Here is a 16,055-nt window from a genome sequence, read left to right on the forward strand (position 1 = left end):
ATAGTGTACACTATTAAATAAATAGAATACACTAAAAGGATGGGGAAATGATGAAGCTGGAACGAGAGCTTGCACTTGAAATTGTTAGAGTAACAGAATTGGCGGCTTTAGCCTCGGCTCCCTGGATGGGACTCGGAGAGAAAAACAATGCCGATGGCGCTGCGACAGAAGCGATGCGCGACATGTTTGATACGGTATGCATGAAAGGCACAGTCGTAATCGGTGAGGGTGAAATGGATGAAGCTCCCATGCTTTACATCGGGGAAAAAGTCGGCTCAGGACTAGGACCGGAGCTGGACGTAGCAGTCGACCCGCTGGAAGGGACCGAACTCGTTGCCAAAGGCTTGAACAACGCAATGTCCGTCGTCGCCGTTGCCAATAAAGGCAATCTGTTGAATGCTCCTGATATGTATATGGAGAAGCTGGCCGTTGGTCCTGCACTGGCTGGCAAGCTGTCGCTGCTCGACCCAATCGATGTTACCTTGCGCAAAGCATCGCAAATTCTGTGCAAGCCGATTAACGATATAACGGTTATGATCCTTGATCGTGAGCGCCATCAACAGATGATTCAAACTGTTCGCGCACTCGGCGTAAGAATTAAATTTCTTGCTGCTGGCGATGTTGCCGGCGCTATCGCACCGGCCTTTCCAGAAACGGGTATTGATATGTACATCGGCTCGGGCGGTGCTCCTGAAGGTGTTCTTGCTGCTGCCGCGCTTAAATGCTTGGGCGGCGAGCTGCAAGGAAGGCTAATGCCGGAAAATTCGATACAGGAGCAGCGCTGTCTGGACATGGGACTTGCTGATCCGAGAAAGCTGCTGACGATGGAGGATATGATCGGCAGCGGAGATGTTATATTTGCAGCAACTGGTGTTACTCCAAGCGACTTTCTTGGCGGCGTGCGCTATTTGCCCAATCAACGTGCCGAGACCTTCTCCATGGTTATGCGCGCCCAAACTAAAACCGTTCGTTTTATTCACTCGATTCACGATCTTACAACGAAACCGTATTTTCAGAAGCAAGCCATCTAAGATTGGTTGCAAGCCGAATCATCTCTATTATCTAGGAGGATCAACGAGCATGGAACAAACCTTTGTTATGATTAAGCCAGACGGTGTAAAGCTGGGACTAATAGGAACAATTATACAGCGCTTTGAGCACAAGCGCCTTCGTCTCGTAAGGGCAGAGATGATGCAGCTTTCGCTGGAACAAGCGAAAGCGCATTATCTCGATCTGGCGCATAAGCCGTTTTTTCATGATTTGCTTCAATTTATCACCTCCGGGGAAGTGATGGCTATGGTATGGGAGGGTCCCAATGCCGTCAAAGCTGCACGCTGCCTGATTGGCGCCACGAACCCGTTAGAGTCTCCTTCCGGCACAATTCGCGGCGATTTTGCGCTTGAGCTGGACAGCAACATTATTCACGGCTCTGACAGCGTGGAGAATGCTGCCCGCGAAATCCAACTGTACTTTCCAGACTATTATGCAGCCAAATCTGTATCGTGAATTGGAGTATAGCATGCTATAATGAGAAGCAATGGAGTTGTGATTGGTAAAGGGGGTTATTCACATTCAGCTTACACAAAGACAAATCGATATTGTTACATTTGTTCAGAATCAATCTCCCGTAACTAGTGATCAAATTGCGGATTTTCTAAATGTTAACCGTGCCACCTTGCGCTCAGATCTTGCTGTTCTCGTTATGCTGGGGTACCTGGATGCCAAGCCGAAAGTGGGCTACTTTCCCGGGAAAGTGCAAAATGCACCAACATGGACATCACGCCTGGATAATATGAAGGTTAGTGATGTACAGGGAGTTCCAATCGTGATTTCGATCAATGCCACCGTGCAGGACGCCGTTATTTCCTTGTTTTTAGAAAACGTAGGAAGCCTGATCGTAACCGATCAGCGCGGCGCGATTGCAGGCATGGTTTCGCGCAAGGACTTGCTTAAAGTAACACTTGGCAATCAGTCTGCCCCTGCTATGCCTGTCAGCCTGGTCATGACCAGACAGCCGAAAATAGTGACCGTTGAACCCGAAGAATCTGTACTGTCTGCGGCCAAAAAGCTGCTGCACAATGAGATAGGCATGCTCCCTGTCGTTCGTAAAACGGTTGATCAGGACGGCGCAGAGCTTCTTGAACCCATTGGCCGCATAACAAAAACAACAATGACCGAAATACTGCTCAGCTTGGCTGCGGAACCTTTCGCAAAGGATGGCAATCGTGTATGAATATAGATATAGACAATCAGCATTGGATCTATGTATGCTCTGATGCAGCCGGTACAACGGCAGAAACCGTCGCCAAAGCGACCATTAGACAATTTCAAATGAGTGAGGTGCAGTTAAAACGCTTCTCACAGCTGCAGGATGAGGAAGAAATTCGTGCGATCGTTCATGAAGCGGCAGCTCAGCAAGCCTTTATTATGTATACGCTTGTGCAGCCAGAGCTAAGAGAAATGATGCGCCTGGAAGCAGCCCTGCACAACGTGCACGCCTTTGACATTATGGGACCTGCGATGAAAGGCTTTGTCGACACCTTTCACAACACGCCGCAACAACTTCCTAAATTGCCGTATACGATGGACGAGGATTACTACCGACGAATCGAAGCGATCGAATACGCGGTGCGCAACGACGACGGCAAAAGCTTAACCGAGCTAACCCAGGCCGACATTGTGCTTATAGGTGTTTCTCGTACTTCCAAAACTCCATTAAGCGTTTACTTGGCGCATAAGGGCTACAAAACAGCAAATATTCCAATTGTTCCAGAGGTACAGCCGCCAGAAATTTTATTGCAGCTGGAGCCGCAGCGAGTAATCGGACTTACGATGAAAGCAGATCAGCTTATGCGCATTCGTGAAGCCCGCTTGCAGGGTCTCGGGCTATTATCAGGAGCTAAATATGCGGAGCAGGCGAGAGTTGAACGGGAGCTTGCGTATGCCCGGCAATTTATGGAGCGGATAGGCTGTATCATCATTGATGTTACGAATCGAGCAATTGAGGAAACAAGCGAAATAATAATAGATCATATCCAGCAATTCCAGCAATAACAAAGAGAGGGAGTTCAAAGCGTCAGTGAAGCCTGACGATTTGAACTCCCTTCTTCTTGTTTGCAATCATTCTTGTTTTTCGGCTAGGGCGTGTCTGAAAACCCGCTCAGACACGCGCTAATGACTATAGCGTAACCCCGTCCTTGAAGATCGCGATTTCCTTAAAGCCATTGCGCTCATTATGCGTTTGCCGCTCGCCAGAGGCAAGAGCAATAAGCTGCTCCCACAGCTCATCGCTTAATTCTGTCATCGTCTTTTCGTTCAGCAGTCGTCCTGCATTGAAGTCGATCCAGTTGCGCTTGCGCTCAGCCAGCTCGTTATTGGTTGCGATTTTAACCGTTGGCACCGGACCGCCAAATGGCGTTCCTCTCCCTGTCGTAAACAATACGATATGCGCCCCGGCTGCGCTAAGCGCGGTGACGGATACCAGATCATTGCCAGGTGCCTCGAGCAGCGTCAAGCCGCCGCTTTTTCGCACTTGCTCGCCATAAGCAATAACGTCCATGACCGTCGCATGACCGCCTTTTTGCGTACAGCCAAGCGACTTTTCCTCCAATGTGCTTATGCCGCCTGCTTTATTGCCCGGCGAAGGATTTTCGTAAATTTCCTGCCCATGACGAATAAAATATTGCTTGAAGCCGTTAATGAGCTGCACAATATCCTCAAACACCTGTTGGTCGACAGCACGCTCCATCAAAATCGTTTCTGCGCCAAACATTTCGGGCACCTCAGTTAATATTGCGGTGCCGCCTGCTGCAGTTACCCGGTCTGCGATTGCTCCGGCAAGCGGATTGGCTGTAATCCCGGACAAGCCGTCAGAGCCGCCGCATTTGAGGCCGATTTTCAAGCGGGATACAGGGACGGGCTCGCGCTTGAAGCTTTCGGCGTATTCGACCAGCTCCTCTATCAGCTCCAGAGATTCCTCGATTTCGTCTTCCGCCTGCTGTGCCTTGACAAATTTGATCCTGCGCTCGTCATATGGTCCAATAGCCTGCTGGAAAGCTTCAATTTGATTGTTTTCACAGCCGAGACCGATGACCAGTACCCCCGCAGCATTTGGATGACGCACCAGCGATGCCAGCAGCTTCTGCGTATAGGTCAAATCATCGCCAAGCTGCGAGCAGCCGTATGGGTGAGCGAAATGGTAAATGCCATCGACTCTGCCCGCATACATTGCAGATGCCTGTCGCGCTACAATTTCGCATGTTTTGTTAATGCAGCCAACCGTATTAATAATCCAGATCTCGTTGCGAATCCCGACCTCGCCATCTGCACGAACATAGCCTTGAAACGTACGCTCAGCAGCCTCAGGGCGAGCGGCTTCAGGCTGAGCGATCTGAGCAGCAGGCTCATATTTGTAGTCGATAATGCCTTTCAGCCCGGTTGCCAAATTATGCGTGTGAATCCAGGTGCCAGGCTCAATCGCAACTGTCGCGACGCCAATGGAATAGCCAAACTTCCATACATGCTCGCCTTCAGCGATGCTTCGCAGCGCAATTTTATGTCCAAAGGGAACCTCGCTGGTCAATTCCAGCTCGCTGCCATCCTCCAGCTTAAGCTTTTCCCCCTGCTGGAAAGGCCGAAGCGCTATGGCAACCGAGTCCTTCTCATTCAGCTTGATCCATTCATTCATAGCTCTCTCTCCCATTGCTCGATTATCGAGGTAATTTGCTCAGCAAGCTGCGGATATGCGGCATGCAAATTGCTTTGCCATAGCTCCTCCAAAGACAGCAAAACTGCAACTGTTTCCTGCAGTGACCGCTCGGCTTGATGGAACAATGCCCATATGTCCGCCAGCTTGATCAGCAGCTCGCGATCATCGCGCAGCAAATACTGCTCGCCTGTGAAGCTTTGCCCCCAATAGCCGGATTCATCCACCTTCACGATGCGATAATGACGCAGCAAGGCAGCGAGTGCTGCAGCCAAACCTTGCGGCAAGCTCACAGACTCGCCATCAGAGCCGACCTGATCTTTCTGAGCTATAAAAGCCTCGTTATGCTGCAAGTAAAACTTTAGCGAAGGCAGCAACCGCGTTTGGAATTTGCTAAGGCTGTTCATTGTAATATCCGAAAGCCGATGCTGGATAAATGGATTAAGAAAGCGCTCGCATACCTGCTTGGCATAAGTCTGCAATTCCGTCTGGTCGTATGGCAGAGACGGTATAATTTCCGATTCAATCGTACGAATGATCAATACTCCCAGCTCGTCATGCTCCATAGCTGCGCGCACCTCGGACAAGCCCTTGAGCATACCCAGCAATGCCATAAATGTATGCGCACCGTTCAGGATGCGAACCTTGCGCTGCTGAAACGGCTTCAAGTCGTCCACCCACAATACGTTAAGACCTGCGCTAGCCAAAGGAAGCTGCTGCTCCAGCTCGCTCTCGCCCTCAATCGCCCACAGATGATACGGCTCGGCCGTGGTTAGAAGCGGATCTTCATAGCCCCACTCAGCAAACCATTGCTCGGCCTGCTTAGCGTCCGGATAACCGGTAACAATGCGATCAACCAGCGAATTTAAAAATCGATTATGCTCCACTACCCAGCTTCTAAAGGCTTGCGGCAGTCTCCAATCCTCGCAATAGCGCAGCACGCATTCCCGCAGCGTATCGCCATTGCGCTCCAGCAGCTCGCAAGGCAAGCAAATTAAGCCTTTTGCCGGATCGCCGTTAAAAGCGATATATCTTTCATATAACAGCTGCGTCAGCTTGCCGGGAAAGGACTGCACTGGCTTGCCTTCACTGTATGCTTCCTGACGATACACAAGTCCAGCCTCCGTCGTGTTGGACACAACGAAACGAAGCTGCGGCTGCTTTGCCAGCGAGAAAAATTGCTCCCAATCCGAATACGGGTCAAATGCGCTTGAAAACACGGTAATCACTTGCTTGCGTTCAACCGGGCTGCCGTTTTCCAGCCCGCGTGTGACTAGCGTATACAGTCCGTCCTGCTCGGCCAGCTCTTCAATTTTTGGCTTGCCGCTTGGTCTTGGCTGAACGACGGCTACGCTTCCTTGAAATAGTCCCTGCTTGCGGCTTTCGTGAATCATCCAATCAAAGAAGCCGCGCAAAAAGTTGCCCTCGCCAATTTGAAGCACGGTTACTGGCGCTTCCGTCAGCTCGTCAAAAACATGCTTCTGCCCGGCTTCCAGGCTAATCCGATTTAATCGCTGCTTTATCATAATGTCCATGCTCCTTTACTAGATTGTTGTATTCATTATAGGAGATAATGATCAAGCATGAAATGGCAGATTTCGTGCAATTTGTACTCTATTTTGATCTTTGATACACTATAAGTACGTGTTCATACGCTTGATTTGAACATCCTTTACTATTAAATCAACTTGGCGAGGTGAGGTGCCTATGAATCCATATCGCAAAACCTTTGCATTCAACGCTGAGTTTCCATTTGAATATGTTTACCGTGATGCAAAAAGCGCGCAAAATGAGCTGCCCGATCATGTGCATGACTGGTACGAGTTCGTCTATGTTTATACGGGGAGAGGCACCTTTTTTATCGATCACAGCTTTTATGATGCGGAGCCAGGCGATATTTTCCTTATTCCCGGCAATACACTGCATCGCTCGTTTCCGCTGGAGGAGGATCCGAAGCGCGCGACGGCTTTTTATTTCAGCGCTTCTTTCGTCAACGCTCCTGCCTTGGGCGACTCCTTCTCCTATTTGCAGCCGTTCGAGACAGCCAAGCGCAATCAATCGTTCCGTCTAACGCTGGCTAAGGAGAAGCAAGAGCAAATTGAAGCGGTTATTGAGGAGATTCATCGCGAGTTTTGCGAGGCCAAAACCGGCTATAGACAGGCGGTCAGGCTGCATATGCAGCAGCTTTTGCTGCTGGTGGGCCGGTACGTTGAGGAAGCATGGGGCATCCAGTCTGGACATCGAGTCGGCTCGCCGCTGCCGGAGTGGCTGGAGGATGTGCTGGCTTATGCCGACGCTCATCCAAATGCGGATCTATCGCTCTCTGCGCTGGCACGACATGCCGCTGTTACAGCAGCACATTTCTCTCGCGTGTTCAAACGGCTAACGGGCATGAATGTAACCGATTATGTAACAGCGAAGCGCGTTATGCGAGCCAAGGAGCTGCTGCTGCAGGGTGATCGAAGCATAGCAGATATCGCTGAAAGCTGCGGCTTTGGCAGTACCACGCATTTTCACCGCAAGTTCAAAGCATTGACTGGTCTCACGCCTGCGCAATATAAGCGCAACGGCCACAGCTAGTGGCCATGCTGCCTAAGTGTGTGCAGCGAGCAATAGCAGAGCGGATCTATTCATGTAGGTAATACTAGCTTGCTAGCTAACTAACTAGCAGAGCGAATCTAAGGAATATGGGCAACGTTAAATGCCAGGTTTTGAGCCACTTGGAAATCTAAAGAATATTCATAACGTTAAGCACGGGGAATCGGTTGATCCACAAAGAAAACCGACTAATAGGACGTTGAGGTTTCATTAGAATTGGAAAGGTTTCGTATTCCGTAAATAGCGTTACTCAGCTTCCTTAGGCTAGCTTTTAGCCCTCCCCCTCTTTTGGTACTATAGCATCGATTTTATAGATAGGTTACTTCTAATACTTTCATGCTCCAACCGGAATAGAAAGATTTTGTCGGTATTTGCACCTGAACAACTATTGAGATAATAAGCTACTCCGCTTGAAACTGAATCTTGTGTTATGTTGCTGCAAACTCCTTTTTGGATATCTCTTTTTGAAAATTTATCCTTGGAGTTATCTAATCTAAAAGAAATGGAATCATCTTCTCTACGTGATAAATCTGTAATTATTGAATCTCCCTCGTCAGTATATAGGACGATTCTAATCTTTTGTCTCTCTTTTTCTAAAAAATCAAAAAAAGTATCCAAATTATAATCTTCGCTATGCGTAAGTACAACATCCCCATTTTTTATTGCCTTTTTTGATGAATAGTTCGCGTTACGCATGAGAAAAAACAATAAAACTAAGCAAGCACCTACAATAATGATCCACTTGATTTTCATAGTCTCACTCCTCACTTCTAATAATACTATATAAGTTGTTTTCTTTCTGCTACGGATATGAGAAAATCAGCTATTAAGGTGTTGAGGATTCATTAGAATTGGGGGCACTTATTTGTACGAAAATAACGTTCTCCAGCTTCCTTAGCGAGTCTAGTCTCCTCCTCTCATTAAATGTGCTGTATCAGTATAAAATGGGGTGCTGCGGCTATTTCTAGCCTGCAGCACCCCATTTTTCCATAAACTAGCTTTATTTCTCCAATGCACGCAGGATCATTACGACCGCCTCTGCACGTGTTGCATATTCATTGGGCGCAAAGCTATTGCTGCTGCGGCCTCCGATAATGCCCAGCTGTCGCATGGATTCAACTGCTCCTTTCCCCCATTCAGGAATTAAAGCGTCATCAGTAAATTGGGTGCTCTTGCTGTCTGCTGCTGGCAAATCTAAGACTCTAGCTAACAGAATTGCCATCTCTGTTCGAGTAATCTCTTGGTTCGGACGGAAGCTGCCATCCCCATATCCTTTAATAATTCCCCGCTGCATTGCTTGTGCGATGGCGTCATTCGCCCAAGCACCGATTTGATCATTGTCGGTAAAAGCAAGCTGCGCAGCATCGCCCTTCCATAGGAAGGCATTGTACAGCATGACGACAAACTCCGCTCGAGTAGTTGCAGCATTGGGCTTGAACTGATTGTTCAGATGCCCATTTACAATTTGCAAAGCCGCTGCTCGTTTAATTGCAGACTCTGCCCAATGTCCTGCAATATCAGTGAATATGAATTCTGGCTGCTCTACATGCTCTTGAGATGCTGGTTCTTCCGATTCATGCGACGACTCTGCTTCCTGATCAACAGGCAATTCAGTCTCTTCCTGTTCAGCAGGCGGGACAATGACGCTGCCGCCGGAATAGATCGGCAGCGTGCGTACGGTAACGCTTGGTCCTGTTTCGCTCCAGTTGCCTGCTGCATCAACCGCTTCGATCTTAAATGTGTAGCTTGTGTCCGGCTGCAAGCCCGTTACATGGAAGCTATTAACATTCCCGATAACGACAGCCTGCTTGCTCCCCTCGTCCCATGTCACTTTATATCGTGCAACAGCAACATTATCCTCAGCAATCGTCCAAATTAATGTCAAGCTTGTTTGGGCAACAGCAGTAGGTACGATCAGACTGTTGCTCGGCCACGTTGGAGCGACAACATCTACAGGTTCCTCAGGGTCTACCGGATCTATCGGATCCACCGGGTCTACTGGATCCACAGGTTCCACTGGATCTATCGGATCTATCGGGCCAACGTTGACCAATTTTTTGAATGTTTCAATTGCAGCTTCCAGACTTGCTGCTGCTTTATTTACTTCTTCCTGTGTCACATTTGCTTGATCCATTACCAATTGTGCTGCTGAAATCGCTTTTTTCAGCGCTGCAATAGCGAATGCGGGATATTGACCAGGCTTTGTTCCCGCTTCAGCTGCGTCAACCAGAGCTTCGGCTTCAGTGATTTTTTCTTCCAATGCAGCTCTATCCACAGAACCAACCGGATCCTCTGGATCAACTGGGTCGACTGGATCCACCGGATCTACCGGATCCTCTGGATCTACTGGGTTCACCGGATCCACCGGATCGACTGGATCAACTGGGTCTACCGGATCCACCGGATCCACCGGATCGACTGGGTCTACCGGATCCACCGGATCGACTGGGTCCACTGGGTCTACCGGGTCGACTGGGTCCACTGGGTCTACCGGATCTACCGGATCCTCTGGATCTACTGGGTTCACCGGATCCACCGGATCGACTGGATCAACTGGGTCTACCGGATCCACCGGATCCACCGGATCGACTGGGTCTACCGGATCTACCGGATCGACTGGGTCTACCGGATCTACCGGATCGACTGGGTCCACTGGGTCCACCGGATCTACCGGATCGATTGGGTCAACGTTGACCAGCTTTTTGAATGTCTTTATTGCCGCTAATAAGCGCTCTACTTCTGCATCGACTTCCTCTTGTGCTGCATTCGCATTTTGCAACACGGTCTGTGCAGCTGCGATTGCTTCTTCCAATGCTTCGAGCGCTTCGGCTGGATACTGCCCTGGCTCTGCGCCAATCTCAGCCTCGGTAACCAGTGCTTCGGCTTCGGCAATGGCTTCCTCCAGTTCTGCTTTATCCGCTGGCTTCTCTTGGTCGACGATCACGGCTGCCTGGAATGCTTCAATCGCGGCCAATAAGCTTATTAACGCTTGATCCAGTTCGCTCTGAGTAGCCTCCGCCCGTTCTGCGGCTGCCTGCGCCGTACTGATTGCAGCCGTTAGCGCTTCAATTGCTTCTGGCGGATACTGGCCAGGCTCTGTTCCGGCTTCTGCTGCATCGACAAGCATCACAGCTTCCGCGATCTTTTCTTCAAGCGCTGCTTTATCTATCGGGTCAGCAGAATTGGCATAAATTTGCACCTCGACCAGTCCGCTTCCCCAGCCATTGCTAAGGTTATTGTTATGGACATTTCTTACACTATTTACTTTAAGCTTAACATAGCGATAGCTTCCGCTAATTGCATCCGAGTTAAAGCCCGCCCATCTGTTATCGTTTTTGTTAACTAGCTCAGTCCAGCTTTCATTGTCCTGTGATGCCAATATTTGATAGCCGTGGTACATTTCCGAGCCGTTATATAGCCGATAGGCCACATCAATTCGTGACAGGTCATAGACGGCCTCTAAATCAATCGTATATTCGTATGGTGCAACCAAACCGCCAAAGAAATGAGTAGAGTCGCCGCTCGTTCGCAAATTGAAGGCGTAACCGTCATTCGCTTTTTCAATGCCCTGCACGCCATCATTGTTTGTTATTGTTGCTGGCTTGCCCTGTGATACGAGATGAACCTGCGGAAGCTGCACATTGCCGGTCTCAGCATCAAGCTTCCAGCCGGTTGTAAAGGCGATCGAGGCTGTTTGCTCCGATTCGTCTATCGTCATTGGCAGCCACACGTAGCGCGAATCAGCCAGCTGTCCAACACGCCATCGGTCTCCCATATAGACATATGTTTTCTCGCCGTCAGCATTAATCAGCTTCATAATGTTTGTTGGCTGGCTGTAGTAGGTGCTGTTGTTGCCGAAGGCGTACTTCTCCATAATGAGGCCGTCCTCTTTTACCGGAGTCCATCCATCAGGATCAGCAAGATCCGTTGTATAGCTGATCGTCCCTTGATTCGGCAGCCAGCCCGATTGCCCGGAGGCCGCCATATAGTAGCCATGCTCCGCCCGTACTACAGCAGGCGCTTCGCGTCCGACACCATCGTAGAAGTTGTACGATTCAAAATCATCCGCTTTCGTAGCTGGATCGCTGAACGAGTAGGTCGTAAAATCGACATCGGTGTATTCGTCATTCAGGCGATGAACGCGCATCGAATGCCCCTCTGCCGACACCAGATAAGCAGTGCCGTCATCGTCCATAAATACGGTAAAGTCGCGCGAGGTATAACCCATTTGTGCAATGTCGTTTTGCACGCTTGTTGGAACCGTCGCCTTAATACCGTTTGTTTTATAATGCTCGGAATCGAGAATGATTCCGCCTTCACTGCGCCAGTTGCGCAGTGTGCCGCCTGGACGCCAATGCCCGAGCACTGTATATGGGCCCGCCACATGATCGGCAGTCGCCACGACAACCTGGCTGGAAGCATAGCTGCCTGCCGTTTCCCAATGTCCCCACAGCACATATTTGCCTGTTTTCTCATTGTACAGCAGCTTCGGGCGCTCCCATTTATTGTCGAGCAGCGTATACTCTGCACCTTTAACGGTTTCCGTAAATTGATCGATAATGTCGCCCTCATACGTCCAGTTCACCAGATCGCGTGAGGAATATAGCGACACGGCATGGAATACGGCGCTATTATGAATTTTGTTTTCGCCTACCCAGTAATAGATCGGCTTGCCGTCTTCGGCCGTTTGCTGCAGAAAGCCGCCGCCATGCGCCTGGATTGGATTGCCCTCGGTATCGTACCAGGTTTCTCCGACAGGCACACCTACCGAAGCATAGTCGAGTATATGCTGCGGCTGAACGGTTTGCGCCCATCTAAATGCTTCCTCTATTTGCAGAGTCGCCCGGTCAACAGTCCATTGCGTGGCGGAATCATCAGCTAAAACCGCAGCCGCATGATTGAGCGCACGCGTTATTTTGCTCCATGCCGCATTCGTATAATTGCCTTTTTCAGTGTCCTTTTTCTCATCATATACCGCTTGAAGTGCTGTTTTATCCACATGTGGAGTTCCGAATACCGCCAGCTCGATGATCCCGTCAGCCCAGGTTGCGCCGTGGCCATTATGGACATTAATAATTTCGTTAACCGTTAAGCGAATATAGCGGTACTGTCCGTTATCTGCGATTGGATTCGTTATAAAGCCAACGACTTTGTTCTGCGAGCCGTCGACCAGCTGCGTCCAGCTTTCATTATCCTTGCTGCCCTCAAGCGTATAGCGGTAAACGGCATCCGAGCCCATTACGATTCTCGTAGTCAGATTGATTTCAGAAATTTGCGCTGGGTTCTCCAAATCTATCACAATATGATACGGCAGCGAGCTATGCTGAACACGCGGGGAGCTTGCCAAATCCGCACCGTCTGTAACCGCTGTTGCGTCCAGACCGTGTGAATCGGTCGCTTGCTTGCCTAAAGAAAGAAACTGGCCCGCTTGAACCGGGATAATGCCGTAGTTAGCATCCCAATCCAATTGATGGAACCAATCGCCTGTCACGATCCCGTTGTGGAACACGACGGGGAACTGTCTCGTATAGGTGCCCATTGGATCCTTGAAGTTCTCCGCATATTGCGCGCCCCAATGGTAGCCGTTGGCAAGCACAACCTCTCGCCCGTTAGCCCCGATCCATTTGGACATGCCATTTCCTTGCGTCGCATAGGTTGAGCCGTTGCCAAGCGCCCGAAGCGGTGTCCATTCCCCATCAAGCGTTGCTGCTGAAGCGTATTCCGCCTGACTCGGATACCAGCCGTTTGCCGTTGAGCCATAGAAGTAGTAGTAGCCATTATGCTTCATAATAGCTGGAGATTCCTTGTGCTGGCCCTCGAAAATCGTATTCACGATTTCAACAGGCTCCTCCCAGTCCTCATTCAGCTTCACAATAGCAAGATCGTTGTTGCCGCGCGTCGCGAAGATGATATAAGCGGTTTGATCCTCATCGACGAACAAAACCATGTCGCGCGCATCCTTGTCAAATGGTCGACCTCGGAACGTTGCGGTAAAATCGTTGCCGCCAGGTGTAACCGAAGCAATGAAAATATGTGCTCTCGTATAGGCGCTGCTGGCTTCCTCATGTGCTGTGAAAACGACTTTGCCCGTAGTCGGATTAAGCTTGTAGCCCTCGCCTTCAACACGCATATCCTCAAAAGAGCCAAGCAAGCGCTCATTGCCGTAATTGCGCCCATCTGTTCCGCTCAGCTCGTAAATACTCGTTGTAACTATGCCTGTTTGCGAATCTCTTGCCGCTCTGTAGCTATAATGGTACCAGGTATCGCCAACCTTAATTCCGTAGCTGCTGCCTTCATCCAAAGTCGAGTCTCCTGTGTAATTGTTTTTCTTTCTAGTCACCGCTGAAGGATCGTAGGTGAAGGTATGCACGCTATTCGTTTCCGCCGTTCCAACTGCCACTCCACCACGAATCGCCTTGACGGTATAGCTGTAGTCCTGACCAAGCTCAAGTCCGTAGTCGTCCACAGTATCGCCGTATACCCGCCCAATCAGCGTATCGCCACGGTAAACCTCGTAATAATCTGCACCTGCGATAAGCGGCCACGATACTTTTACGTTATTAACCGTTTCTTGGCCATCGAGTCTAAATTCAAGCGCTGTCGCCGCCCATGAGCTTCCATAAAATTGCGCGCTTCTAATCTCGCTGCTTTGCCCATTTGGCGCGATGGCAGCTGTCTTTACCGTCGTATTCTTATCGATTTGAAAAGGCCCTGTATACTTTGTGCTCTCCAAGGTAGGCTCCGATCCATCCGTTGTGTAATAGATGTATGAATTGCCTGCTGGATGAGTAATCGTAACTGGAACGTAAACCTGCCCGCCAGCAGGTGAAATGACCGGCGGAATATTGGTGATGCGATACTCAATCAAGTCCTCTGGGGTTAGCGCCTTGCTGAAAATCTGGACGTTGTCAAGCAAGCCGATATAATATTCGCCCGAGCCCCAGTTGCCTTTTCCAAGCTGAACAATACCGCCTGTCGTTGACAGTATATCCGCCAAGGCATAGCTGCTTGCGACAGTAGATTTCAGCTCGCCATTCACATAGAGCTTGGTGTCCGCGGCTGAAACGACAATATCAACATGCTTCCATCCTGTGCTGCTGCTCGTCTGCGCACTTTGCGGACGCGCCCCGCTGTTAAAGTATCGCTCTACCGTTATCGAGTCTGTTTTATCTAAAATGCCCACATAGCGCTCACTGAGATAGCTTTGTGTGGACGTGTCAGGAGCGGCAAACAATACCCAGCCGCTTCCTCCGCTCGTCTTGCTGTCATAGGAAATCGTGAACTCGTCAAGCCCGGCAAGCAGCGGCGTTCCATCCTCCTTCGTTACGTTCAACCAAAAGCTGCTGCTTATATTGGCAGCTTTTCCGTTGCCTTCAAAGGAATCAGCATAGCTTGCGGTGCCTTGAACAACTGCTTTAGCTCCTCCACCTGCAAGTCCACTACTTGCATCATCAAAGTTAAAGTCTGCAATTAAAAAGTCCCCTGCGTCAAAAGGCGGCACAATGACAGTGTAGGCTTGACTGAAGTCAAACCAGCTCATTGTCAGCGTCACTTCCTTGGCACTTGCTCCTTTTTCCGGACGATTTACTGCGCCTGAGCTTGGGTCAATAACGCTGCTGTCACTGGATTGCCAGACCAGATTCGGATCGCTAAATAATGCTAGCTGCTGACGAACGATCAAGCCGTCCAACAACGGCTTTAATGCGAGCAGTTCGTTCCAGGTGAAGCTGCGTATTTCATTGGCTAGCGCAAGTGCTGCATCCTCGCCTAGTGCAGTATTGAAAATACGCACATCACGGTAATGCGTATCCAAATTAGAGTAGGTCGCTATCGTGCGATTAAGTCGAAATTGCCCGTTGCCAATCTCATCTGCTCCAATCCCCTCAGAATCCACCTCTGCAGCTTTAACTCCGTCAACCCAAACGATCAGCTTGCCGGTATCAGCTGTTCCATCCAACGAAATCGTATAGTTATGCCACATATCGGCTGCTGGCGCCGGAAAGCTGGCGGTAACAACATCTGCACCATTATGCTTAAGCACAACCGCAGCCATGCCCTCGCTATAGTAAGGTCGAAGCGTAATATTGCTATCATTGTTGGCCCCATAGGATAGCAGCGTATTTTGCGAGCTGGTTGCGCGTGTCTGTGTCTTATTTAATTTAACATTCAGCGAAAATGAAATTTCTTCCCCTGTTACTGGCGTGCCGGGATTGCTGCCCGCAATATGACCGTTGTTGGCATTGCCGGGATTGACTAATGACACGTAATCGGTTCGCCAGACTGGATCGCTGCCGCTCAGCGCCTCACTTGGGTTCAGCTTGTTTTTATATTGATAGGTGCTGTTTAATGGGTAATGCGCTACCAGACCTGCTGGCTCGTCCTCCTCCCCTTCTGCCGCGTGAGCATAATGAAGCGATGTGAATGTGCTTAAAATAATCGTTGCGGTAAACAGCAAAAGCATTGATTTCCTAAGTCTATTCCTCGCTTTTTTCCATGCTTCAGATTTCATAACAATTCCCCCTGTTTTCAAGGTATAATAGAAACCGTTTTCATAAATTATATAAGCACATTTTGTCCTCTTAATTAAAGTGCAAATTCGCCTCATCACTGAACATTCCCGCAATATCATAAATGTGCACATATATCAAAAAAGTTCACAGGGGCATCCCCTCTTTGTTCAACATTCTGGTATCGTTCTACTATTGATTACAAATATGAACAGCTATAATAAAGCTGAAATGTTCAGAACGAT

General features: G+C 49.4%; 9 protein-coding genes. 5 read left to right on the plus strand and 4 right to left on the minus strand.

What is annotated here, in order from left to right:
• The first annotated feature begins 56 nt into the window (after positions 1-56).
• From glpX to KJS52_RS14620, 4 genes are read left to right on the plus strand one after another with little or no spacing between them, the layout of a single operon-like run.
• Positions 57-1,031: a class II fructose-bisphosphatase gene (gene glpX / locus KJS52_RS14605; protein ID WP_213516857.1), complete on the plus strand. Its 975-nt coding sequence runs from the start codon at positions 57-59 to the stop codon at positions 1,029-1,031.
• Positions 1,032-1,080: 49 nt separating this feature from the next.
• Complete coding sequence (gene ndk, locus KJS52_RS14610) at positions 1,081-1,506, plus strand: nucleoside-diphosphate kinase (protein WP_213516478.1); 426 nt, start codon at positions 1,081-1,083, stop codon at positions 1,504-1,506.
• Positions 1,507-1,549: 43 nt separating this feature from the next.
• Positions 1,550-2,233: a helix-turn-helix transcriptional regulator gene (locus KJS52_RS14615; protein WP_213516480.1), complete on the plus strand. Its 684-nt coding sequence runs from the start codon at positions 1,550-1,552 to the stop codon at positions 2,231-2,233.
• Positions 2,230-3,054, plus strand: coding sequence for a pyruvate, water dikinase regulatory protein (locus KJS52_RS14620; RefSeq protein WP_213516482.1), 825 nt, complete (start codon positions 2,230-2,232; stop codon positions 3,052-3,054). Before KJS52_RS14615 ends, KJS52_RS14620 begins: the two co-directional genes overlap by 4 nt.
• Positions 3,055-3,178: 124 nt before the next feature.
• On the opposite strand, the gene KJS52_RS14625 is transcribed toward KJS52_RS14620, so the two are convergent.
• Both KJS52_RS14625 and KJS52_RS14630 read right to left on the minus strand, forming a co-directional pair.
• Positions 3,179-4,687, minus strand: a complete 1,509-nt coding sequence (locus tag KJS52_RS14625; protein ID WP_213516484.1) for a UxaA family hydrolase — start codon at positions 4,685-4,687, stop codon at positions 3,179-3,181.
• Positions 4,684-6,231 (minus strand): tagaturonate reductase, encoded by a 1,548-nt coding sequence (locus KJS52_RS14630; RefSeq protein ID WP_213516486.1) that lies wholly within the window; start codon positions 6,229-6,231, stop codon positions 4,684-4,686. Before KJS52_RS14630 ends, KJS52_RS14625 begins: the two co-directional genes overlap by 4 nt.
• A gap of 181 nt (positions 6,232-6,412) precedes the next feature.
• On the opposite strand from KJS52_RS14630, the gene KJS52_RS14635 reads away from it, so the two are divergent.
• A complete protein-coding gene (locus KJS52_RS14635) occupies positions 6,413-7,285 on the plus strand; it encodes an AraC family transcriptional regulator (RefSeq protein ID WP_213516488.1) in 873 nt (290 codons plus the stop codon).
• Between the two features lie 312 nt (positions 7,286-7,597).
• Here KJS52_RS14635 and KJS52_RS14640 read toward each other — a convergent pair whose 3' ends face one another.
• A complete protein-coding gene (locus KJS52_RS14640; RefSeq protein WP_213516490.1) occupies positions 7,598-8,056 on the minus strand; it encodes a DUF4362 domain-containing protein in 459 nt (152 codons plus the stop codon).
• Between the two features lie 247 nt (positions 8,057-8,303).
• The gene (locus KJS52_RS14645) at positions 8,304-15,812 is read right to left on the minus strand and encodes an S-layer homology domain-containing protein (protein WP_213516492.1); all 7,509 of its coding nucleotides are present in this window, start codon (positions 15,810-15,812) and stop codon (positions 8,304-8,306) included.
• Positions 15,813-16,055: the final 243 nt, after the last annotated feature.

It is taken from the genome of Paenibacillus montaniterrae (assembly GCF_018403185.1).
In the GTDB taxonomy this organism is placed as follows: domain Bacteria; phylum Bacillota; class Bacilli; order Paenibacillales; family Paenibacillaceae; genus Pristimantibacillus; species Pristimantibacillus montaniterrae.